Annotated in this window: 24 protein-coding genes; 6 read left to right on the top strand and 18 right to left on the bottom strand. The window is 34.6% G+C overall.

The window, feature by feature from the left end; genetic code table 11:
* Positions 1-144: 144 nt before the first annotated feature.
* On the top strand, positions 145-231 hold the full coding sequence (locus tag HRG09_RS19705; protein ID WP_000505094.1) for a YjcZ family sporulation protein: 87 nt from the start codon (positions 145-147) through the stop codon (positions 229-231).
* A 128-nt stretch (positions 232-359) separates the two neighbouring features.
* Here the strand turns inward: HRG09_RS19705 and HRG09_RS19700 are convergent, their stop codons facing one another.
* The 7 genes from HRG09_RS19700 to HRG09_RS19670 all read right to left on the bottom strand — a co-directional run bounded on the left by HRG09_RS19700 (position 360) and on the right by HRG09_RS19670 (position 8004).
* Positions 360-1229, bottom strand: a complete 870-nt coding sequence (locus HRG09_RS19700; protein WP_174102563.1) for a TIGR03943 family putative permease subunit — start codon at positions 1227-1229, stop codon at positions 360-362.
* A 3-nt stretch (positions 1230-1232) separates the two neighbouring features.
* Entirely contained in the window at positions 1233-2129 is an 897-nt protein-coding gene (locus tag HRG09_RS19695) for a permease (protein WP_174102562.1), read from the bottom strand.
* Positions 2130-2328: 199 nt separating this feature from the next.
* Positions 2329-3270, bottom strand: coding sequence for a magnesium transporter CorA family protein (locus tag HRG09_RS19690; protein WP_000932385.1), 942 nt, complete (start codon positions 3268-3270; stop codon positions 2329-2331).
* A 184-nt stretch (positions 3271-3454) separates the two neighbouring features.
* On the bottom strand, positions 3455-4834 hold the full coding sequence (locus HRG09_RS19685) for a putative polysaccharide biosynthesis protein (protein WP_174102561.1): 1380 nt from the start codon (positions 4832-4834) through the stop codon (positions 3455-3457).
* A 96-nt stretch (positions 4835-4930) separates the two neighbouring features.
* Complete coding sequence (gene uptA, locus HRG09_RS19680; RefSeq protein ID WP_174102560.1) at positions 4931-5533, bottom strand: undecaprenyl phosphate transporter UptA; 603 nt, start codon at positions 5531-5533, stop codon at positions 4931-4933.
* A 188-nt stretch (positions 5534-5721) separates the two neighbouring features.
* Positions 5722-6339 carry an NUDIX hydrolase gene (locus tag HRG09_RS19675; RefSeq protein ID WP_174102559.1) on the bottom strand — a complete coding sequence of 206 codons (618 nt, stop codon included), beginning with the start codon at positions 6337-6339 and terminating at the stop codon, positions 5722-5724.
* 588 nt (positions 6340-6927) lie between these two features.
* On the bottom strand, positions 6928-8004 hold the full coding sequence (locus tag HRG09_RS19670; protein ID WP_174102575.1) for a CotH kinase family protein: 1077 nt from the start codon (positions 8002-8004) through the stop codon (positions 6928-6930).
* 199 nt (positions 8005-8203) lie between these two features.
* Between HRG09_RS19670 and HRG09_RS19665 the strand changes: the two genes are divergently transcribed.
* Entirely contained in the window at positions 8204-8659 is a 456-nt protein-coding gene (locus HRG09_RS19665; protein ID WP_174102558.1) for a CotG/ExsB N-terminal domain-containing protein, read from the top strand.
* A 55-nt stretch (positions 8660-8714) separates the two neighbouring features.
* Here HRG09_RS19665 and HRG09_RS19660 read toward each other — a convergent pair whose 3' ends face one another.
* The 6 genes from HRG09_RS19660 to HRG09_RS19635 all read right to left on the bottom strand — a co-directional run bounded on the left by HRG09_RS19660 (position 8715) and on the right by HRG09_RS19635 (position 13751).
* The gene (locus tag HRG09_RS19660; RefSeq protein WP_174102557.1) at positions 8715-9332 is read right to left on the bottom strand and encodes a phosphoserine phosphatase 1; all 618 of its coding nucleotides are present in this window, start codon (positions 9330-9332) and stop codon (positions 8715-8717) included.
* Positions 9333-9350: 18 nt separating this feature from the next.
* Positions 9351-9893, bottom strand: a complete 543-nt coding sequence (locus HRG09_RS19655; RefSeq protein WP_174102556.1) for a short-chain dehydrogenase — start codon at positions 9891-9893, stop codon at positions 9351-9353.
* A 22-nt stretch (positions 9894-9915) separates the two neighbouring features.
* Positions 9916-10332 (bottom strand): FosB/FosD family fosfomycin resistance bacillithiol transferase, encoded by a 417-nt coding sequence (gene fosB, locus HRG09_RS19650; protein WP_174102574.1) that lies wholly within the window; start codon positions 10330-10332, stop codon positions 9916-9918.
* Between the two features lie 57 nt (positions 10333-10389).
* Positions 10390-12051 (bottom strand): peptide ABC transporter substrate-binding protein, encoded by a 1662-nt coding sequence (locus HRG09_RS19645; protein ID WP_174102555.1) that lies wholly within the window; start codon positions 12049-12051, stop codon positions 10390-10392.
* Between the two features lie 147 nt (positions 12052-12198).
* Positions 12199-13143 (bottom strand): DUF2628 domain-containing protein, encoded by a 945-nt coding sequence (locus HRG09_RS19640; protein WP_174102554.1) that lies wholly within the window; start codon positions 13141-13143, stop codon positions 12199-12201.
* A gap of 155 nt (positions 13144-13298) precedes the next feature.
* Entirely contained in the window at positions 13299-13751 is a 453-nt protein-coding gene (locus HRG09_RS19635; protein WP_174102553.1) for a methylated-DNA--[protein]-cysteine S-methyltransferase, read from the bottom strand.
* A 132-nt stretch (positions 13752-13883) separates the two neighbouring features.
* Here HRG09_RS19635 and namA point away from each other — a divergent pair, with 132 nt between their 5' ends.
* Complete coding sequence (namA, locus tag HRG09_RS19630; protein ID WP_174102552.1) at positions 13884-14924, top strand: NADPH dehydrogenase NamA; 1041 nt, start codon at positions 13884-13886, stop codon at positions 14922-14924.
* Positions 14925-14965: 41 nt separating this feature from the next.
* On the opposite strand, the gene HRG09_RS19625 is transcribed toward namA, so the two are convergent.
* Together HRG09_RS19625 and HRG09_RS19620 are read right to left on the bottom strand one after the other, a co-directional pair.
* Positions 14966-15625: an oxidoreductase gene (locus tag HRG09_RS19625; protein ID WP_174102551.1), complete on the bottom strand. Its 660-nt coding sequence runs from the start codon at positions 15623-15625 to the stop codon at positions 14966-14968.
* 126 nt (positions 15626-15751) lie between these two features.
* The gene (locus tag HRG09_RS19620) at positions 15752-15904 is read right to left on the bottom strand and encodes a hypothetical protein (RefSeq protein ID WP_174102550.1); all 153 of its coding nucleotides are present in this window, start codon (positions 15902-15904) and stop codon (positions 15752-15754) included.
* A gap of 269 nt (positions 15905-16173) precedes the next feature.
* Between HRG09_RS19620 and HRG09_RS19615 the strand changes: the two genes are divergently transcribed.
* Positions 16174-17127, top strand: a complete 954-nt coding sequence (locus HRG09_RS19615) for a metal ABC transporter substrate-binding protein (RefSeq protein ID WP_174102549.1) — start codon at positions 16174-16176, stop codon at positions 17125-17127.
* A 138-nt stretch (positions 17128-17265) separates the two neighbouring features.
* On the top strand, positions 17266-17736 hold the full coding sequence (locus HRG09_RS19610) for a GNAT family N-acetyltransferase (RefSeq protein WP_174102548.1): 471 nt from the start codon (positions 17266-17268) through the stop codon (positions 17734-17736).
* 10 nt (positions 17737-17746) lie between these two features.
* Here the strand turns inward: HRG09_RS19610 and HRG09_RS19605 are convergent, their stop codons facing one another.
* On the bottom strand, positions 17747-18697 hold the full coding sequence (locus tag HRG09_RS19605) for a CobW family GTP-binding protein (RefSeq protein ID WP_174102547.1): 951 nt from the start codon (positions 18695-18697) through the stop codon (positions 17747-17749).
* Positions 18698-19013: 316 nt separating this feature from the next.
* On the opposite strand from HRG09_RS19605, the gene HRG09_RS19600 reads away from it, so the two are divergent.
* Positions 19014-19916 carry an aldo/keto reductase gene (locus HRG09_RS19600; RefSeq protein ID WP_174102546.1) on the top strand — a complete coding sequence of 301 codons (903 nt, stop codon included), beginning with the start codon at positions 19014-19016 and terminating at the stop codon, positions 19914-19916.
* Positions 19917-19952: 36 nt separating this feature from the next.
* Here the strand turns inward: HRG09_RS19600 and HRG09_RS19595 are convergent, their stop codons facing one another.
* Both HRG09_RS19595 and HRG09_RS19590 read right to left on the bottom strand, forming a co-directional pair.
* The gene (locus tag HRG09_RS19595) at positions 19953-20537 is read right to left on the bottom strand and encodes a GNAT family N-acetyltransferase (RefSeq protein ID WP_174102545.1); all 585 of its coding nucleotides are present in this window, start codon (positions 20535-20537) and stop codon (positions 19953-19955) included.
* A 255-nt stretch (positions 20538-20792) separates the two neighbouring features.
* A complete protein-coding gene (locus tag HRG09_RS19590) occupies positions 20793-22262 on the bottom strand; it encodes a flavin monoamine oxidase family protein (RefSeq protein ID WP_174102544.1) in 1470 nt (489 codons plus the stop codon).
* Between the last annotated feature and the right edge of the window lie 56 nt (positions 22263-22318).

Raw genomic sequence — 22318 nt, 5'->3', positions numbered from 1 at the left:
TTCAAAAGCCGTCATTTCTATATCTTTCCTTTTTCTTACGTTAACATACAAGAAAAATCCACAAATTCGTGATATATGTCCCTGTCAAACAAGAGTGAATTTGCATATTGTATGTTGTATCTTACAATAAAAGGAGGAAATAAAATGGGCTTCGCACATGGAAATGGATTTGCGTTACTTGTTGTATTATTTATCCTCTTAATTATCGTCGGCGCTGCTTGCTTTTGCTAATTAGCTCCTCTAAGGCGATATGTAGATGAAAAAACTATAAAAGCGGACACCTAAATTTAGGTGTCCGCTTTTCATTTCATATCACTTATAAAGTTAATAACGTTGCAATAATAAAGAACCGATTATACTCAATCGGCTCCTCTAAATACATATTGTTCTTTCGGCTGTTCAACTTTATTCCACTTTGTTACTTCTAAAACCGGAATGTTTGCGTGGAATGGTTGATAAAACTCAGTTGAAATTTCACCTTCTACTTCAATCCAATCATCGTTTTTCCATTCTACTCCCTCTGGTTTTTTCACCAGCATACCATATACACCTGAATCGGCTACGCAGTGAATAATACCAAAGCGGAATAAGAAATATTGCTCTTTCTTTGCAGAATCATCTCGGAAGACAAATCCTTTAAAAGTAAGTTTCTTTCCTGTAAATTCTCCAGGATAATTATAGATTGTTTCCATTCCTTTTAAGAAGTTCTCATCATTTAAAGCAACTTTATCTTTATTTACAAATTGCTTTTTCCCTTTCTCCATTACATCTCTGTATCCTTCTTTCGCATAATAAATACTCGTATCCGGTCTTAAAAATTGTCTTCTCATAAATGGATCTTGACTATCTGGTTGTGAAACTGGAAAATGAAACCCTTTTGCTTTCACAATATCCGAATCTAATGTCGCGATTGGAAAGAATAACCCTGTAATAATAGGAAAACAAAATAAGGTATACGAAAAAGTACGTTTCCACCATGTATTCTCATCTTTTGAATGATCATGTCCACAGTGACTATGATCACAACCACAATTATGCTGATCCTTTTCCTTTTGATGTTCTTTTTGGAAAACAACAATAATTTGAACAATTGTTAAAAATCCTAAAATAATTGCAGCAGTTGTTGATAAATACGCGTACTTCATATTAATATATTTCGTTATATTTCCAGAAATATGAAGTTGTGCAATTAAAATTGTAAAACCGAGTAAAATATACGCTCGAAACATAACCTACCACCCCATCGCATAAATGAGTAGTGAGCTTGCATAAACAACGAGTGTAACAGTAACAGTCACAACAATTACAAATTTCGTTTTAAATGTCGCAAGCATCATAAACATATTTTTAATATCCACCATCGGTCCATATACGAGGAACGCGACAAGTGACGCTGTTGAAAACGTACTTTGGAACGAGGAAGCAATAAAGGCATCCGCTTCTGAACATAGTGATAAAATAAAAGCAAGTCCCATCATAACAGCTGATGAAGAAAACGGCCCTTGACCTATATCAAGTAGTGTTGAAGTTTGTACAAACGTTTGAACAGCAGCAGCAATTAACGCTCCCATAACTAAGTATTTTCCCATTGAGAAAAACTCTTCAACCGCATGTGTACAAACATCCCACATTTTTTTACGCAGCGGACGCTTATGATCCACTTCCGGGAAATGGTCATCACGTAGTTGATGATCTTTAAACATAAATGATAATATCAGTCCAACAATAATTGCGACAATAATTGCCACAATTGAACGATACCATACCATATGCATACTACTTCCAAACGCAACATATGTTGCAAATAATACGACCGGGTTAATAATTGGCCCTGTTAACATAAATGCAATTCCAGCATATGGCGGGACACCTTTCCCAATTAAACGCCTTACAATCGGAACGATTCCACATTCACAACCTGGAAACATCATGCCAAGAAAAGTAGCCAATAAAACAGACAGAAATCGATTTTTTGGCATCCATTTTGCCACCATATCTTCTGTCACAAACATTTGAATGAATCCTGAAATAAATACACCAATTAGCACAAATGGTAGTGCTTCAATTAAAATTGAGATAAAAATCGTATTCATTTGCAGGAATGCTTTCGGTAACTGAAACAATTCCATGATGTATTTCCTCCATCTTTTCATTAACAATATGTAATTTTAACGTCAAATAACAATTTGAACAAGTCTTATAAAATTTCAAAACAATAATATCCCATTTATTTACAACAATATTCCACATACTAAAAAGCCATTACTATAAGCAAAAAAGCTGCTCTAGCGCAGTTTCATAACTATGCTAGAGCAGCTTTCTTGAACGTTAAAAATAACGTTTTTTCCAAAAAATAAATGCTAAAGTGCAAGATAATGTTGCACATATAATCATTACAATTATAAAACCATGCGGATTTTCTTGCAAAGGAATCGTCACGTTCATTCCGAAGAAGCTTGAAACCATTGTCGGCAATGATAAAATAATCGTAATAGAAGTCAATAACTTCATAACACTGTTTAAGTTATTCGAAATAACGGAACTAAACGTATTCATCATACCACTTAAAATATTACTATATATTTCAGCCATTTCAATAGCCTGTTTATTTTCAATTAACACATCTTCTAATAAATCTTGATCATCTTCATACATTTTAATAAACGTATTATTACGCATTAACTTTTGAATAACAATTTTGTTTGCTTTTAAAGATGTTGTAAAATACACTAAACTCTTTTCAAGACCGAGTAATGTAAAAATCTCTTTATTTTTCATCGACTTATTTAACTCGTGCTCTAAGTCGATTGTTTTTCGATTAATTTGTTTTAAATATCGTAAATAATAAGTAGAAATCGTATATAAGAGCTGCAGTGCAAAACGAGTCTTTTTAAAAGTATAAAATTCTTTAATACGCTGATTAATAAATCGTTCGAAAATTGGATTTTCTTCTAAACAGATTGTAACGAAGCATTCTGGCATTACAATCATACCAATTGGAATTGTATCGTATATTGAATTTCCTTCTTCATCATGCCTTACTGTTGGAATATCAACGATAATTAATGCATTATCGTCCTCTTTTTCAATCCTGGATCGTTCTTCATCATCCAAAGGGTCTTTAATAAAATCCAATTCTACATTCAATGTTTGCACGAGAAATTGAATTTCTTCTTCTGTTGGATGGAGTACATTAATCCAACAACCTTTTTGAATTTCTTCTATTTCTTGTAGTTTTCCGTTTCGGTCTGTTAAATAAATATTTAACATACTATCACCCCGATTCTTTTTACATGTGGGAATCTACCTCACTTAAACAACAGTTTTTGAACCGCTATTTTCAGCATATGAAACAAACGTTCAAATTTCAATAGAAAATTATTTTGAAAACGCTTTTCTTCACAATTTCTTTCAAAATAGAAAAAGACAGAGATTGCTCTGCCTTTTCGAAAGCTCATGTTGCCTTTATAACATATTTAGAAAGCATCCACAAGTTAAACGTCACTGAAACAGTGTAGCCTGCATATGTTGAGATGATAAAACTGGTATAGTCAAAGTGCGGCAATAATACAATATTTAGTACGACCTTTACTATAATTCCTAAGCTTAAACCTAGAACTGTTTTTTGTTGTTGATCAACCCCCTGCAACATCGCAGCAGTAACTGTAAATAACGAAAACAATATACATGCTGGTGCGTAGTACTGTAAAACAACACTTCCTACACTTGGATCATTTCCTATTCCAAATAAAAGAGTGTAGATAGGTTTTGCTAATACCATCATTCCGATTGCTGCCGGAATAGTAATCCCTACAACAAGTATATTTGTTTTCGTGAAATGTTTATATAGTAATTGTTCATTTCCAGCTGTATAAGCTTTCGTCATCTCAGGAACAAGGGACATACTAAAAGCTGTTGCAACGGATACAGGAATCAGTACAACCATTTGTACAAGCCCAATTATCGCATTTATTTTTTCGGCCTCGCTTTGTACATAACCTATCTCTATTAACAGTTTATTGATTGTAAACGTATCAATTGTTTGATACAACGGAATCGCGAGTCCAACAGCAACAAATGGGATTGAATACGTAAATAGCTCTTTATATAAAGCAAAAAAAGACTTCGTTGTTTGCGGAATACTTGCAATCTCTTTTTGCTTTAAGTATTTCCTTCTTCTCATATAAAACCCAATCAAAACGGTTAATCCCGCTACTGCTCCCATGAATGCTCCAAAAGTTGAGACTCCAACAGCTAACGAAACAGACGCTTTCAAAACATGCAACACAACAAAGCTTCCTATTAAAATTGTTAACACACGAAAAAACTGTTCCACAACTACACTAGATGCTGATGGCCCCATAGATTGAAACCCTTGAAAAAAACCACGTAATAAACTCATCACTGGTACAATCAATAAAGCAAAACTAACAATTTGAATATTATACGTAACAGCAGTCATACTATTACCAGTTTGATCACTTCCATCAATCACTAGCTTCGCAAGATACGGTGCTAACATATAAAGAACTAGAAATGAAACAGTCCCCATAAAAATCATGAAAAACATTCCACTTTTCAACACCCGTTTTACCGTATGATAATCATTTAGCTCATCATATTTTGAAACCATTTTAGAAACAGCAAGTGGCAATCCCATCGTTGCAATACTTAACATAATCGTATACGGCCGATATGCATACGTATATAATACATATCCGCTCGTACCAACCATTGCCGTAAACGGAATAACATATATAAATCCGAGCATTTTAGATATCATCGTTGCCATCGTTAAAAATAATGTTCCACGTAAAAACGGTGATCCTTTCATTTCATTCCTCCGCTACGCTTTATTATTACACATTATGGACAACTTCTTTATTTTAGAACTAAAACACATGAAAAAAAGCCAATGAAATCATTGACTTTAACGAACAGTTTTTCTCTTTTTCAAAACTTTCAAACCGAAATAAAGTGCTATAAAGAGGACTGCTCCAATAATTATGTAATGCGTATAATCAGCTGCATATTCTTTAATATGACGCCAGTTTCCACCTAGTTTTTCTCCTAAATAAATAAAGAGAATTGACCATGGGATAATCGCAACTACCGTATATACTGTGAAAAGTTTTAATGGCATTTTCGCTAATCCGGCTGGTATTGAAATGGCATGTCGTACAATTGGGATAAAGCGAGCAGAGAAGATTACTCCCGCGCCATAACGTTTAAACCAACTTTCAGCTACATCTAAGTGATGCTTGTTAATCAATAAATATTTACCATACTTTTCAACTACTGGACGTCCTCCGTAATACCCTAACCAGTATAAAAAGATTTGTGCTAAAGTACCACCAATTGTACCGGCGATTACTGCACCAATGAAACTTATTTTACCTTGCGCGACTAAAAAGCCAGCATAAGAAAGGACAATCTCACTTGGAATAACTTCAATCATTAAACCTAAGGCAACACCAAAGTACCCTAAACTTGCAAAAAATTGCAACAACTGTTCTATTAAATTCGCTAACATTTACTTTCCTATCTCCTTTTCTGTTCACATACCTTCCTATTATCTCACAAAGATTTATGTATGCCAATATATTCCTCATTCTCTACCAAAATATGTACACTTCTTTACAAATATACCAGGCACAAGTAGAGGAAAAAAGAGATTTATACACGGTGAAAGATACTAAATATTACCTGTACACCTTTTTCTTAATCAAGTATGGCATTTTTATTTCTATCTTTCATACAAGCAAACATTTCTTTAATTTGCCACTCTGTATTTCTAGCGGTTGATAACTCTGGGATTTCGTTTTCACCAAAAAAGTTTATTTCCTCTGTTTCAATACCTGTTTGTTTTTCTCCTCCAACGATTTCACAACCAATGAATATTTTATATACATGTGTTGCTGCTGGCGATGGAAAATGCTTTTCTTTGTCAAATACTGCTAATAATCGAAAATGGTCAACTTTATAGCCCGTTTCTTCCCAAACCTCTTTTGCTGCCACTTCTGTTGGCGTATAACCAACATCCGCCCATCCACCTGGAAGAGCCCATTTCCCATCACTTGTTTCTTTCACAAATAATAATTTGTCATCCTTATATACGACAGCCCGAATATCTACTTTCGGTGTTTGATAACCTGTTTCATTAGCAAATAATTTTTCTACCACTTCCCAATCAGTCTTCGTATAATGAGACATCATCGTAACTGAAAGATCACGTAATTGCCCGAAACGTTCAATATCATACACATCTTTTGAATACGTTAAACCCGCCTGAGCAATGGCTTGTATTTGTTTTACCCAATCGATCCATTTCGCTTCCATATTCTCACCATCCTATAAATAATATAATATTTGCATTTATTTACCTCACCTACACAAATAGTATCCTATTCACGCAAAATTTAAAAGAAATCAAATAATTTTATAAAAGTCTAGTCTTTTTTTATGAAATATATTAATCTATTTTGATTTTCCGACATACAGGTTGCTGCTACGAAGAAGAAAAGGTTACTTGCACTCATGTTCTCTCCCTATTTTGACTTGACATGGGACGGAAGAGGATACGATTGTTTCTATGCATAACCGGATGCTCTTCGCCTAAAAAGAAAGAGTTTAATATCGATTTTTTAATTTGAATTTCTATAAAACAAGAAAGAGATTGACAATATATCAACCTCTTTCTTGTTTTATCTTGCTATATATATCCATTTTAATTTTCCGACATATAAGCCACGGTTATGAAAAGAAAAGAAGGTCTTCACTCGTTTTCTCCTTCTGTTTTCACATGACATGGGCGACTACCCATGAGCGGATCCTCTCTCCTACATAAAAGGAAGGGGTTTATGTAGGTCTTTCAATCCACATTTATATATTTGCGAGCAGTAAGCCCCCACTGATTAAACTTTCACTTTATGACAACTCATCTAAATGTTCATGTATATATTCACGCCGCTTATTTATATATTGAAAAATAAACTCTGCTTCTTGATCAAAAATATCTATTTTATCTTTCATATAGGGATCTTGTATAAGGTATGGACGAATCGCTTCACACATCTCATCTACTTTCGGCTTTATAAAAGAAATTGTGAATTTTTCTTCCAAAATTTCTTCAAGAATATTGCGGTATTGTTTTCGAAATACCGGTATATCAAGAATTCTGGCACTCAACGTATTATATCCTTGGATTCGAATGTATTCATGGTTAAGTGGCCTTCCCTCTACATCACGTCCCCATGTAGCGTCATAGTCCCATGGGATTATTTCAAATAAACTCGTTTCATCATTATGATACAATGCATAGTTATGAACAAAACCATCAAAGTTTTGAGTCAAAATAACACCTGCTAACCACCGCAAATACTTTTCAACATCAAGATAATTTACAATTCCTTTTTCATATTTTTCTCGTGATAGTACATTTGCCTGATAAACAAATTCACTAAGCTGCTCTTCACTATGTTCATTTACACATTTAAACTCGTAACCTGCAGATAGATTTGTTTTAACATCCTTTTCACGCTCACTTATTAATGAAAAATTCGCATCATCATCAATTGCATAATAAATTGATCCACTCGGTAATTTACGGCTTTTCAAAAAGTTTTCATCTACAGATTCTAATTGTAAATATACCCCTTGAATTTGACCATTGATTTTAATAAAAACATGCTGTGATTTTGGCGATAATACACCAATATCACTAAAGAAGTCAAGTGATAATTTATTTCTTATAAGTGACGGATCCTTGAACTCTGAATTCAAATGAAACTCTTTTACCCCTTGAAATTGTTTCGGTTTATAGAACATAACTTGATATGATTTTTTATCAAATTCTCGAATATGCGCTCCCCGGTATACAATGTCAATATCATACTTTCTTTTTCCGTACGTTAACTTAGCAGGCACTGGATTATCAGACCAAATGTCCTTTTTTAGTTCAACAAGATACATTGGATGAATAAAAAAGTCATAAGAAGGCAACATGTTCTCCCATCCCTTCTTCTTCTCTTTCTCTTCATTCAATATATGCTCATGATTTTGTCCATACATCCGCTATCTACCTATTTTCTATAACAATTAAACTCTTGTCACATACAGGGTGATAAACACTTTCATATCATGATTAATGTAAAAGGCCACAAAAGGCCACTTTTTCATTTTATAAGCGATAAGGAGGATTTCTATGAAACGTGATATTCAAAAAGCCGTCGAGGAAATCAAAAGTGCAGGGATGGAGGAGTTTTTACATCAGGATCCAAGTACTTTTGATTGTGACGATGATTGTCATTCAAAAGAAGATTGCGGATGTCCAAGAACAAAATGTACTCATATAAAAAAATGGACATTTGTTACAAAAGTTACACGTGTAAAAAAATGTACATTTGTTACAAAAATTACACGTGTGAAAAAATGTAAACTCATTACGAAATGTGTTCGTTTTGAAAAGAAATTTTTCTGGACTAAACGATCATTCTGTAAAAAAACTGTATTTTATCGTGATCATGATTGTGATCATCGTAAACATTCATCTTGTGATGACGACTGTCATACAAGATGCCATGAATGCGATGACAGTAAACATTCATCCCGCAAAAGAAAAAAATTCGATCACTTCTGGTATAAAAAGCGTAATTGCTAATCCTTTATGCCTTCCTGTTAAAAATAAATGTAAAAAGACCGCTCTCGCGGTCTTTTTATACTTGCTGGAAATGACTGATATCGGCAAACTGTTTCACACTAGACTTTTTCTCTTCAAATTCAATAATACTTAGGCTTGCACTATGCATAAATGGATCATCCCACACTTTTTCAACAGAAAGACCAGCGAAGTGCCCTACCAGCAATTTTGCCGCTGCTGCATGTGATACAATTAAAATATTTTGCCCTTTATGTTTTTCTAAAAGAAAGTTTACTCCTTCTATCACTCGATTATACACATCATAAAAATTCTCACCGGATGTCGAACAAAAACGATGTGGTTCATTCCAAAATGTATGTACTTCCTCCGGATACTGCGCTTCCAAATCCGCTAACATTTGTCCTTCCCAGCTCCCCATATTAATCTCGTAAAAATGTTCATCAGCTATAATCGGGATACTTCGCTCACCCTTGATTAACTCTGCGGTATGCATGGTTCTTCCACTTGGACTGCTATATATCGCATGAAGTGGTATATCCTTTATACGTTCCCCCAACTGTTTTGCTTGTAGCATTCCTTTCTCAGTTAAATTCGAGTTCTTTCTTCCTTGCATACGCTTTGCTATATTCCATTCTGTCTCTCCATGACGTGTTACATATAAAGTCGTTTTCATTCGTTTCCTTCCTCCTCATTAAATTGGTCGTAATCCCCATGGCTCTATTGTCCCTACAATACACTCATCTTCTTTACTCTGAATTCCTGCTATAACCCCTTCAGCAATTTCTTCATGAGTCAACCATCTTGAATATTCACCTTGTAAAATAAATCCTAATATAACTCTATGATAATTACATAAAGGACTCTCTATTTTTCGGCGTTCCAATCGAGAAGCACTACTCCCTAATATATGAAACAGACTATATGATTTAGAATGTAATTCAATTTCTTCACAAATTACTTGAAGCGCCTTTTTAGCAGTTGTATGTATCCAAGCTACTACTAATGTGATAGGACCATTTTGTTTAACAGTATCTTTAATAGATTGTTTTAAAGTTTCGCTATCATGGTAATCAAGAGAAATACATGTGACATTTTTTGGAGCATTACATGTATTCTTTACACCTTCTAACTTATCTTTATCTCGCCCAATAATAGAAACGTAAAACTCTTGATTACAAAGCCAAACAGATACGTTCTTCAGCATCCCTGTGCCACCAATAACAAGAGCATGCATACTCTCCCCATCCCCTTATTCATCAATAAAATTTCATATGTGGTTTCTCTTCCTTATAATACTTCAAGCGATCCTCTAATGTACCTGAATGAAATTCAAACTTATGTCCATCTGGATCAATAAAATAAATAGACTGACAGTCTCTTACATCACGTTCTCTTCCTTGTAAAATATGAACTTTATTTTCCTCTAAGCGCTTTAATAGATGATCAAAATCCTCTTGTTGAACAGAAAATGCAAGATGTGTATATGACTGATGAATTTCATTTCTTGCAATATCTGTTTCTTCATTGAGTGCGATCCACACTCCACATACATCAAAATATGCAAGTTTTCTTCCTTTTACTAATAACTTCCCCTCTAATACTGTTTCATAAAATTGAATAGACTCTTCTAAATCTGAAACTGAAAAACAAAGATGATTAAGGCCATTTATCAACATAAATCCTCCTTACAAAATAAGAGATGAGCGAATATTCACTCACCTCTTATTGTACTATTTTTTTGTAACATATGCCCATTTATAACTAAAATCTCCACCGAATGTATGGTTTGCAATTCCTTTTACATATGGTTTTTCCAAATATGCGGTACTTTGCTGATAAGTAGGTGAAATTGCAACATCTTCTCCAATTAAGATTTTTTCTGCTTCAGCCAGTGCTTTCCAGCGTGCAGCATCGTCTTTTAACAACTCACCTTTTGACTTAGCAACTAAGTCATCATATTTTGGATTTGAGTACGCCATTTCATTAAATGAACTTCCTGTCACAAACATGTCAATATACGTCATTGGATCTGGATAATCCGGACTCCATGCCGATAAAGAAAACTCATACTGTAATTTTTTCTCTAAATCTAATTTTTGTTTATATGGTTGTTGTTTTAAATTCACTTTAATTCCAGGTAAATTTTTCTCAAGCTCTTCTTTAATAAAGTCGCCAACTTTTTTCCGACTACCATCATCATCGTTTAGTAATTCAACTGTAATTGTATCTTGTCCCAATTCTTTTTTCGCTTCTTCCCATAACTTTTTCGCTTTTTCTACATTATCTTTGCTGTCACGGAAATTTTTATTAACTGTACGGAAATCCTTCCCATCTGGACCCATTGTAAATTTTTCTGGTACTAAGAAATATGCTGGTAATGAACCATTATTTAAAATGACATTCGCAATCCCTTTTTTGTCATAAGCTAAATCAATCGCTTCTCTCACCTTTTGGTTTTTAAAAGTTGGATTTTGCTGATTAAAACGTAAGAAATACATACGTGGGTCTAATTTCGTTTTAAACTCATCTGCTTTGCTCTTTTTATATTTATCTACAAACTCAGAAGTTAAGATGACACGATCTGCTTGATCACTATCATACAGGTTCACACCTGTGCTCGTTTCCTTGACAATACCAACGTTAATCTCTTCTAGTTTTACAGTGTCTTTATCCCAATAGTTTGGATTTTTCTTTAATTGATAACTTTGTTCATGTTTCCACTCACTTAACGTAAATGGTCCATTATATAAAATTTTATCAGCTTCTAATGCATAATTTGCCCCTTGCTCTTTGACGAACTTCTCATTTAAAGGGAAGAACGTTGGGAAAGATGTAAGTTCAAGAAAGTACGGTGCTGGTTGCTCTAGTTCAACTACTAATGTTTTATCGTCTTTTGCTTTAACACCTAATTGCTCTAATGGTAATTCTCCTTTATTTACTTTTTGTGCGTTTTTCACATCAAATAAAATAAATGCATATTCAGCCGCTGTTGCTTTATCAAGCGCACGTTGCCAACCATATACGAAATCTTGTGCACGAACCGGCTCACCATTCGACCATTTTGCATCTCGCAATTCGAAAGTATATGTTTTCTTATCCTCACTAATTTTCACATCTTTTGCCATACCTGGAGTTGGTTTATTGTCTTTATCTAACCGATATAACCCCTCCATTGCATTAACAAATACTCGGAATGATACGGAATCTGTTGATTTTGATGTATCCATCGAAGGAATTTCTGCTGCTTCTAGTAAATTTAGCACTTGTTTATCGGCCATTCCCTTATTCGTTTCTTTCTTCGTTGTCGATGCTTTCTCCCCATTCCCGCAACCTGCAACGAACATACTTGTTGATAATGCAAGTGCCGCAAGCGTTGAAACTTTTTTCTTCATTCTTCCTTCCCCCAATCTGTATGTATACAATAAAGCATGTATGATAGTATTATACAAAAAATTCTGATTATTTCAAATGTTTTTCTAGTATAAAACAAAAAAAGAAATGAATATAAAAGCTACTTCATTTACTCTTACATCCATTTCTTATAACATTTCTTTCTTATCATCTTTGTGTAATCCATCTTCCAACTCAAAAAGATCTTGCGTCCGAAATACATTTTCCATCATTTTAAAAAATTCTTGTTCACCTTGCGGCTCACCGTTAACTGTAAGAGAATAAGGTTCGATTTCATGTAATCTGTAATCGACAACAAATTGAATAACGATTTTCTGTCTTGTCATTCCACTAGTGTATCCATGAAATTCTACTAATTCTAGTCCATCTTCACCGCGATAATACACCCAATTTGGTTGCTGAAAATGTTGTTCAAACGATTCTCCAATTGAAAAGAACGGATACTCATAAAGAGAACTTGCTCGTACTTTTTGAATAACATCTTGATCTGTCGGAAAGAAAAAGTGACTCATAAATATACTAGCAGCTGTCAAAATTGTAACAATAGTCGCTCCAATTCTACTTGTTCCACCACTATCACGAATAAGATAACCTTCAACATCGTCATTCTTTATTCCTCTTGCTTTTATCCGATATATTTTCCGCTCAGCAAATCGATAATATAACCCATTGGCAAAAATCCCAATTCCGATCATCATTAAAATAAGCAATAAAAAAGTAAGCGGCACCATATTAATGACTGGAAGTGCAATATTGAACCCCATATAATAGGAGAATGCATCACAAGCTACTAATAAAGTTACAAATAAACAAGCAGGTAAGTAATACTTTCGATATCCAAACCACCCAACATTAAAAATAGCAGCCCATCCATTCCAGCTCCATCCTGCTATTCGTTTCTTTTCTGTGTTCCATTTCCTTTTATAATACGGATAGTGTGCTCCCACATATTGTTCCATATCTTTTTCTAGTGGTGAGATTTCCTTTTTTGTTCTATTATGTAAAACTTGCTGACAATCTTCACAATTGAACTGACCGTCAGGACAAGGATTCCCACAATTTATACAACGCAAAATAATCCCTCTTCCCGTGATTTATCCCCTACTTATGCTTCTGTTGTTCAACCTACTTAAAAACTTAGTTGGTTGAAGAAAGAGCCTTTCATACGATGATACCTTCTCATAAATAATAGATTAAATCATTCATTTTAATACAAAAAGTTTCATCATTATTTCAAAATCCCCTCATGTTTTAATAACCATTCTTTTCGCCATAGACCACCTGCATAGCCAACTAACTTTCCGCTTTTTCCAATTACTCGATGACACGGAACAATAATAGAAATTGGGTTGCGACTATTCGCTCCGCCAATCGCACGCACTGCCTTTGTGTTACCAACCTTTTCCGCAATATCTAGATAAGAAGCACTCACTCCATATGGGATCGTATAGAGCGCATCCCAAACATTCTTTTGAAATTGCGTTCCAATCGCTGACAATGGTACTGTAAATTCAGTTCGCTTTTGATAAAAATATTCATCTAATTCAGTAAGACACTGTTCTACAATTTGATTTTTAATCTCTTCTTTCCGTTCCTCTACAAAAATAACAGACATAATTCCTTCATCATTTGCAGTGATTTCAAGCAAACCTATTTCGCTATCATAATACGCTCGGTACATGCCCCTATCCTCCAATTTGATTCATTTCAATCATTGTAACATATATATACAAAATTTCGAGAATAAGCGTTTCATTATGGAAACAAAAATGATAATGATACAATAAAGGAAACTACATAAGGGGGAATAACTATGGACTATCATCTTTTTTCACCTTATACGATTAAAGACATTACATTAAAAAATCGTATTGTTATGTCACCAATGTGTATGTATTCTTCAGAAAACGAGGATGGAAAGGTTACAAATTTCCATCCTATCCATTATGCATCTCGAGCAGCTGGTCAAGTAGGCCTTGTTATGCTTGAAGCTACAGCTGTTGTACCTGAGGGACGTATTTCTAATAAAGATTTAGGTATATGGAATAATAATCATATTCCAGGGTTACAAAAAACGGTGTCACTCATCCATGAAAATGGCGCAAAATCAGCTATTCAGTTAGCGCATGCTGGACGAAAAGCTGAATTACATACAGATGCTGTAGCACCCTCGGCTATTGCTTTTAATGATACAATGAAAATCCCGGTAGAAATGAGTAAACAGCTAATCAAAAAAACAATTTCCGCTTTTCAAGATGCTGCATATCGTTCCAAACAAGCAGGATTCGATATTATTGAACTCCACGCGGCTCATGGTTATCTCATTAATGAATTTCTTTCACCATTATCAAACAAACGAACTGATGAATATGGTGGACCTCCTGAAAACCGTTACCTCTTCTTAAGAGAAATCATTGATGCTGTAAATGAAGTTTGGAATGGCCCTTTATTCGTTCGTATTTCTGCAAATGACTATCATCCTGAAGGATTAACAGTACATGACTATGTTCAATTTGCAAAATGGATGAAAGAACAAGGTGTAGCTGTAATTGATTGTAGCTCTGGTGCAGTTGTCCCTGCTCAAATCGACGTTTACCCTGGCTATCAAGTAAAATATGCAAATCATTTAAAAAAACAAGTGGACATCGCGACAGGTGCAGTAGGACTCATTACAAGTGGTATACAAGCAGAAGAAATTTTAGCAAATAATGAAGCAGACTTAATCTTTATTGGTCGCGAGTTACTTCGTAATCCATATTTTCCAAGAACAGCAGCGAATGAACTTGGATTTGAATTACAAGAACCACGCCAATATCAACGTGCTCGTGGTAAAATAGCCCCGACTCGCCGCTAATACGACATAAAAACGAGAAGGGATTCCGCTTCTCGTTCTCATTATTTCATCATTGTAATCTCTGTGGAATTATAAATATGGACACCAGATTCTTCACGTAGTGCCGCTAAATACATCCCTTTTGCAACCTGCTCAGTTGTAATCGGCTTATACTTTTTTAAAGTGCCATTAAATACAAATGGTAAGACGCCAAATATCTTCTCAGCCATTCTTTCTCCAAAACGAAATTCTTCTCGATCCCCAAGCAATAGTGATGGTCTAAATATATGAATCCCACCAATCACCAACTTTTGAAGTTCTTCCTCCATCTTTCCTTTTACTTGTGAATAAAAGAAAAGTGATTTTGGATTGGCCCCCATAGAAGAAATAACAAGAAAATTTTGCACACCTTGTTTTTCTGCTAAACAAGCTGCTCGTAATGTAAATTCATAGTCTACTTTTTTAAAATTTGCTTTCGTTTTTGCTTTCTTAATTGTTGTCCCAAGACAGCTAAAGACATCATCAACAGCAAAAAATTCTTTATATTCTTCTAATATAGAAAAATCGACTTGTTTCTGCTGTAATTTTTCATGTTCCCATTGTAGTGGTTTTCTGACAAAAATCATAACCGAGTCATAGTAATCTGAATCAAGTAATAGCTGCGTCACTTCTTGTCCAACTAAACCACTTGCTCCCAGTACTAAGGCTGTTCGTTTATTCATCTACTTTTATACCTCTTTATCTACTTTTATTCCGTCTGAACGGGTAGCATAACTCCCACTTGTGAGAGTTTTCCTTTATCTCATTTTATCATAAGCAAAGCACTATGCATGATGCAAGTGCTTTGCTTACTCTTTTTCGTTTTCTTTCTCTTGTGGTAGTTTCGTTATATTTGTAGAATCGCCAAGATTACCTATTAATGTTTTTAAAAAAATCAAAACACATGTTAATGGCAAAACTATTGCTAGCACTAACAAAATTGCTTCCATCAAGTAATCCAATCGCTCATCTCCTTTTTATACCCTCTACCCCAATATATGAAAGTAGTATTGTCACATATGCAATAAACAGAAAAATAATACTGTTCTTTTTAACAACTTTATAACAAAATCAAATCGTAATGATTATTATTTATTGCAACTTTCGTAAAGATGTATTATACTAAGTCCGCAACTTAAAACGTAATTATTCCGTTTTATAACAAAAAGATATTTTTTCTCTTATTTCTGGAGAAAATAAAATTGGAAAAGAAAGAAAAGAGGAGAATTACATGAAGAAAAGATTAATGGTATTTTCTTTTATACTTATTTTCACATTAATTTTCGCTGGGTGTTCCGGCAAAAAAGACGGATTAGCAAAAAAAGATGGAAAACTTTCTGTATATACAACCATTTTTCCACTTGCTGATTTCGCAAAAAAAATCGGCGGGGACTATGTAAATGTCGAAACAATTTATCCGCCTGGCGCTGACTCTCATACATATGAGCCAAGTCAAAAACAAACAGTACAAGTTGCAAAGGCAGACCTGTTCGTATATAACGGTGCAGAATTAGAACCATTTGCAGAAAAAATGGAAAAAACATTAAATAAAGAGAATGTAAAAGTTGTTAATGCATCTAAAGGCTTCGATCTTATCGCTTCATCAGAAGAAGAACATCATGAGCACGAGGAAGGTCATAAAGAGGAAGAACATCACCATCACGACAAAGATCCACACGTATGGTTAGATCCTACACTTGCGATGAAGCAAGCTGAAAAAATTAAAGATGCACTCGTAGAATTACAACCAGATCATAAAAAAGAATTCGAGAAAAACTTCGCTGCCTTGCAAACAAAATTCACTGATTTAGATGATCATTTTAAATCTGTCGTTTCAGATGCAAAAACAAAAGATATTTTAGTTTCTCATGCTGCATATGGATACTGGGAAAAACGCTATGGTCTAAAACAAATACCAGTTGCTGGAGTTTCAGCTTCTGATGAGCCATCCCAAAAAGAACTTGCTAACATTTCAAAAACAGCAAAAGAACATGGTTTGAAATATATCTTGTTTGAAACATTCTCTACTCCAAAAGTCGCAGAAGTGATTCAAAAAGAAACAGGAACGAAAATTTTACGTTTAAATCACCTTGCTACTATTTCTGAAGATGATGCAAAGAAAAACAAAGATTACTTTACATTAATGGAAGAAAACGTGAATGCTTTAAAAGAAGCTACAAGCTAAATATTTTTATCTTTCAGACAGCTGGAATTTTTTCAGCTGTCTTTTTCATAGGCTATTGCTTGACTTAAACGGAATAACAAGTAAAATTATCCATATTAGATTCAAAGATATAACACTTTATGAAAGCGAGTTGGAACTATGAATCTTCACATTTGTGAAGTAACAGCAAATAATTGGCGTTCAGTCGCTGCTTTAGACGTAGCAAAGGAGCAGCAACACTTTATCGAAAGTAATGCATTTTCTTTAGCGGAATCTCTATATGAAGGAAATGGAACGTCAGTAGGCTTATATGATGCCGAGACACTTGTTGGATACGCAATGTATGGTTGGCATTCAGCAAAAGATGATAGCGTATGGATAGATCGTTTTATGATTGATCATCATTTTCAAGGAAATGGCTATGCGAAACGTTTTCTCCACCTACTCACCCAGTATTTGCAACAAAAATTTCAATGTAAAAAAATTCATTTAAGTCTTCATCCAGAAAACAAACTAGCAATGAAACTATATGAGTCTTTCGGCTTTCACTTAACTGGTGATATTGATGATGATGGGCCCGTTGTTGGTGTTGTGATGGAATTGCTTATAGATAAAAAACAAGCCTGCTAAATTAGCAGGCTTATTTTACACATTCTTTAAAATGTTCCTGGAACCACTCTTTATTAATGTCTTTCCCGATAAAGACCACTTCACTCACTCGCTCTTCTCCCTTTCTCCACTCTCTATCGTAAGAAGTAGCAAATAATGTATGAACACCTTGGAAAACAATGCGGCGATCTACTCCATCAATCGAAAGAATTCCTTTATATCGATATAGATACTCTCCTAGCTCTTGAACAACAGCTGACATCCATTCATTTAACTTTTGTAAATCAAGTGGACGCTCTTCACGTAATACAAATGATTTCACACCTTCTAAATGATGGTGCTCTTTATGCGGATAAACTTCTAATGTATCACGCGTTTTAAACGTTTGAATTTCTAACAAAGCAGGAATATCTACTTCACAATTTGTCGCTGGAATTAATTTTGCCGTCGGATTAATCCCTTGTAACTCGGTGAGAATCTCTTCCTTTTTCGCTTCTTCAATTAAATCTACTTTATTTACTAAAATCATATCAGCAAAGGCAATCTGCTCTTTTGCTTCTAATCCTTTTTCAAAATGTTTATGTATATGATAACTATCTACCACTGTCACAACACCATTAACTTTGTATGCTGATTGAATAACTGGATCTAAAAAGAACGTTTGGATAATCGGTCCTGGATTTGCAAGACCTGTCGTTTCAATCACTAAACCATCAAAATCCATGTTCCCTTCTGCTTTTACATCCAATAGTTGTTTTAAAGCAACGAGTAGGTCTTCACGTACTGTACAGCATAAACAACCATTTGTCATTTCCATAATTTCTTCTTCTACATTCATAATCAATTGGTTATCGATGCCAATTTGACCTATTTCATTTACAATGACCGCTAGTTTCTTACCATGTTCTTCCGACAAGATACGATTTAATAATGTCGTTTTCCCAGATCCAAGAAAACCAGTTAAAATTGTTACTGGAATCATTTCGTACATCTCCTTATAACTATATCTTCGTACATTATACCATATAGATAAGATGAAACTTTAATCAGTGGAGTTTTCTTTATCCCCCCATGATTAAAGTTTCGCAAATTGAGTTTTTAAGGCAGTAATCCACATCTACTTTCCTACTTTCTCTCTAGCCCTTTAGGCGTAGGTTTACTGCTCATTCATACAGAATAAGATTGTTTTTTACACCAAAGGCATATCCATTGTAAGTACAATCTAATAACTTTATAATAGTACCGAACAAGAAAGCCTTTTCAAAAATATTATCATTCATCAAGGGGGTCTACTCAAAATGGAACGAATTCAAATGGCTAGTAATCTTGAATTTTCTCGTATCATTCAAGGATTTTGGCGTTTAGCAGAATGGAATATGTCAAAACAAGAATTACTTTCTTTTATCGAAAATTGTATGGATATGGGGATTACAACTTTTGACCACGCCGATATTTACGGGGGATATACGTGTGAAGCATTATTTGGAGAAGCATTACAATTACAGCCTTCTTTACGTGATAACATGCAAATTGTCACTAAATGTGGAATCGCTCCCCCATCACCGAAATTACCCGAACGATATGTTGCTCACTATAATACGAGTGCTGAACATATCGTGAAAAGTGCGGAGCAATCACTGCGAAACTTACATACTGATTATATTGATTTGTTACTGATTCATCGCCCTGATCCATTTATGGACCCAAGTGAAGTTGCAGAAGGTTTCACACGTTTAAAACAAGAGGGAAAAGTACGTCATTTTGGTGTATCTAATTTTTTACCTTCTCAATTTAATATGCTTAGCTCATATTTAGATTTCCCGCTTATTACCAACCAAATTGAAGTATCTGCGATGCAGCTTGAACATTTTGAAAAAGGTACAATTGACTTATGCCAAGAGAAAAGAATCAGTCCTATGATTTGGTCTCCTCTGGCTGGCGGAGAAATCTTTACAGGACAAAATGGACGTGTTGTACGCTTACGCGAAACTTTACAAAAAGTCGCGAATGAACTCAATGTTGATAGCATCGATATTGTCATGTATGCATGGCTACTTGCTCATCCAGCAAAAATGATGCCAATCGTTGGTTCTGGTAAACTGGAACGAGTGAAAGCAGCTACCGCTGCAACAAAGTTTACATTAAATCGCCAACAATGGTTTACCATCTTTGAAAGTTCTAATGGGCATCCTGTACCGTGATGAGCAAATAATTCATGAAAAAGCAGAGCTAATACATTACAGCTCTGCTTTCTCATATTTGTTTCTTGTCATCGCAAACACACATGTATCCCTGAGTCCGCTACCATCTACTGCTGCACCGCTACTTTCTAAAATACCCTCTAATTTAAAACCTAATCTCTCAGGTATCGCTCTACTTTTTACATTTCGTGAATCACAGCGAATCTCTACCCGGTTTGCCTTTAACTCTGAAAAAGCATAATCCATAATCCCTTTCGCCGCCTCTGTCATATAGCCTTTTCCACCAAAGCGAGAATCTATCCAATATCCAATTTCAAATTTTGGTATTTCCCAATCAATACGATGCAATCCAGCTGAGGCTACAAATTCGCCAGTTTCTTTTAAAAATACTAGTAATCTCAAATCTTCACGTTGTAAAAATTGAATATGTGACCTTCTTATACTCGTTTCGATTTCTTTTTCTGTTTGCTCCTTTTGAGCGAACACCATCCACGGTTTTAGTTCTTCTATCGATGCATTGATAGCTTCATAGACCGCTTTTCCATCCCCTGGTTTCGGCATTCGAACAAAAAGCCTGTCTGTGTAAAATTCAGAAGGAAAATCAAGTAATAACGGATTCATTCCAAACACCCCTTATTTTTCTTTTATATATAATAATATTTAATCTTAATCATATAGTAAATGTTTTTTCTGATTTTTCTAACCATCTATACTTCACCTTATAAAAAATCGTTAAGATAACATACCTCTCCCATCATTCCTGTCCCAAATATTATTTATAAAGCCAATCAATCTCAGCTTGAAAATTATTTTCTGCTTCCATCATTTTTCGTTGCTAAGCCACTCCTTTCAAAGAAATAAACACTATAATCCCCGCTATCTCAATTGATTCACCTCTACAGCTGTACGTATTCCAGACTCAATCGCTCCTTGTATCCATCCATGATAAAGCGTTGTATGATCTCCTGCAAAATATATTTTCCCCTCTGGTTTTACAATCGCCGGTTGCAGTTCTGTTTCTTGACCAGCTTGAAAAATAGCAAATCCTCCTAATGCATATGGATCTAATGTCCAACTTTTGGATACTCCTGATATAAATTCATCATATACTTGACCGCCTAATATAGTTGCTAAGTTTTGTAATGTATAATAAATACGATCACCTTTCGTTTGTCCATCCCATAACAATGCATCATATGACCAAGTATAACTCCCAAGCATCATAGCCGGTCCCTTCGAACCAATTCCATGACTAGGATAATACGCATAGCGGATTGGTAAATCTGTAATAATCCTCCCCCCTAATTGACCCTGTTCTTCCCAAAAACGGCTTTTAAATTGAATTCCTATTTTCGTAGCCGCCATATAATGTAGTTCACGAATTGCTTTCCACTTTTCATGTGATACAGAATCGAAAGGATCAATTTCCACAAAGCGCATTGTGGAAAACGGAATTGTCGTAATAACTAAATCACCTGTTATGCTACTATATTCAAACGTTTCTTCATGCCTACAATAAGCTGTTACTCCTTTTTCATGCTGATGAAGCTTCATCAATTTTTGATTGTATATAATATCATCCTGTAACTGAGGTAAAAATGCTTTCGGTAGTTGATCATTGCCCCCTGTAATTTCACAAAAACCGCTTTCTTCCTGCAGTATATATATAAAACGTAATGTTTCAACAAATGATCTTTCTAAAAATCCTTCTAAATCTAAAAGTACACCAATCATCTCAATTGTTACTGGTGAAAAGTACGTATTATATTGATAAGGGTGATACTTTAAAAACTGTGCTGTTGAATACTTACCAAAGTCTTTTTCAACAATTCCCCAGTTTTTATCTGGATTTCTTTTAATGAAGTCAATAATTGGCTGCACTGCTAGTAATAATAATTCCTCAGATGTTTTTCCTTCCTCATTGATTGCTACCGGATAACGTAATACACTAGGAGTCTTTTCATACTGTCTTAATGTTGTTTTTCTACCATTCACATAAATAATATCTGTCTCATTTCGATTAATAAAAGGAGTTACTTGTAGCCCAAATTTTCTTATATAAGCCATCGTTAGTGTATGAATATAAGGAATACGCATTGCTCCAACATCTAAATATAACCCAGTATCCTCCATTCTAATAGTCTCAATTCGGCCTCCTATACGGTGATTCGCTTCTAAGATTTTCACATGATGTCCTGCACTCTTAAGTAACGATGCTGATACTAAACCAGCCATTCCAGCACCAATTATAATGATTTGTTTTGGCTCTACTGTTTTCGGTAGTCCTTTATCAATAATTTTCAACATCTCATCAGCTACAACATGGGATTGTGTATGCACTCGCATCATTCCACCCCTTACTTAGAAAATACAAAACAGTGATTCTCTGAATTGTATTCACG

The sequence above is a fragment of the Bacillus sp. Xin1 genome, from assembly GCF_013314535.1.
GTDB lineage: Bacteria > Bacillota > Bacilli > Bacillales > Bacillaceae_G > Bacillus_A.
Note: the sequence above shows the minus strand (reverse complement) of the source record. Positions and strands in the feature narration are given on the sequence as shown.

Excerpts from the sequence above, each read along its gene's own strand:
- uptA (WP_174102560.1), bottom strand. The coding sequence starts at position 5,533 with ATGTTAGCGAATTTAATAGAACAGTTGTTGCAATTTTTTGCAAGTTTA.
- HRG09_RS19595 (WP_174102545.1), bottom strand. The coding sequence starts at position 20,537 with ATGAATCCGTTATTACTTGATTTTCCTTCTGAATTTTACACAGACAGG.
- HRG09_RS19635 (WP_174102553.1), bottom strand. The coding sequence starts at position 13,751 with ATGTACCGAGCGTATTATGATAGCGAAATAGGTTTGCTTGAAATCACT.
- HRG09_RS19590 (WP_174102544.1), bottom strand. The coding sequence starts at position 22,262 with ATGCGAGTGCATACACAATCCCATGTTGTAGCTGATGAGATGTTGAAA.
- HRG09_RS19695 (WP_174102562.1), bottom strand. The coding sequence starts at position 2,129 with ATGGAATTGTTTCAGTTACCGAAAGCATTCCTGCAAATGAATACGATT.
- HRG09_RS19700 (WP_174102563.1), bottom strand. The coding sequence starts at position 1,229 with ATGTTTCGAGCGTATATTTTACTCGGTTTTACAATTTTAATTGCACAA.
- HRG09_RS19665 (WP_174102558.1), top strand. The coding sequence starts at position 8,204 with ATGAAACGTGATATTCAAAAAGCCGTCGAGGAAATCAAAAGTGCAGGG.
- HRG09_RS19600 (WP_174102546.1), top strand. The coding sequence starts at position 19,014 with ATGGAACGAATTCAAATGGCTAGTAATCTTGAATTTTCTCGTATCATT.
- HRG09_RS19685 (WP_174102561.1), bottom strand. The coding sequence starts at position 4,834 with ATGAAAGGATCACCGTTTTTACGTGGAACATTATTTTTAACGATGGCA.
- HRG09_RS19675 (WP_174102559.1), bottom strand. The coding sequence starts at position 6,339 with ATGGAAGCGAAATGGATCGATTGGGTAAAACAAATACAAGCCATTGCT.
- HRG09_RS19660 (WP_174102557.1), bottom strand. The coding sequence starts at position 9,332 with ATGAAAACGACTTTATATGTAACACGTCATGGAGAGACAGAATGGAAT.
- HRG09_RS19645 (WP_174102555.1), bottom strand. The coding sequence starts at position 12,051 with ATGAAGAAAAAAGTTTCAACGCTTGCGGCACTTGCATTATCAACAAGT.
- HRG09_RS19705 (WP_000505094.1), top strand. The coding sequence starts at position 145 with ATGGGCTTCGCACATGGAAATGGATTTGCGTTACTTGTTGTATTATTT.
- HRG09_RS19615 (WP_174102549.1), top strand. The coding sequence starts at position 16,174 with ATGAAGAAAAGATTAATGGTATTTTCTTTTATACTTATTTTCACATTA.
- HRG09_RS19625 (WP_174102551.1), bottom strand. The coding sequence starts at position 15,625 with ATGAATAAACGAACAGCCTTAGTACTGGGAGCAAGTGGTTTAGTTGGA.
- HRG09_RS19670 (WP_174102575.1), bottom strand. The coding sequence starts at position 8,004 with ATGTTGCCTTCTTATGACTTTTTTATTCATCCAATGTATCTTGTTGAA.
- HRG09_RS19610 (WP_174102548.1), top strand. The coding sequence starts at position 17,266 with ATGAATCTTCACATTTGTGAAGTAACAGCAAATAATTGGCGTTCAGTC.
- HRG09_RS19655 (WP_174102556.1), bottom strand. The coding sequence starts at position 9,893 with ATGCATGCTCTTGTTATTGGTGGCACAGGGATGCTGAAGAACGTATCT.
- HRG09_RS19690 (WP_000932385.1), bottom strand. The coding sequence starts at position 3,270 with ATGTTAAATATTTATTTAACAGACCGAAACGGAAAACTACAAGAAATA.
- HRG09_RS19605 (WP_174102547.1), bottom strand. The coding sequence starts at position 18,697 with ATGATTCCAGTAACAATTTTAACTGGTTTTCTTGGATCTGGGAAAACG.
- namA (WP_174102552.1), top strand. The coding sequence starts at position 13,884 with ATGGACTATCATCTTTTTTCACCTTATACGATTAAAGACATTACATTA.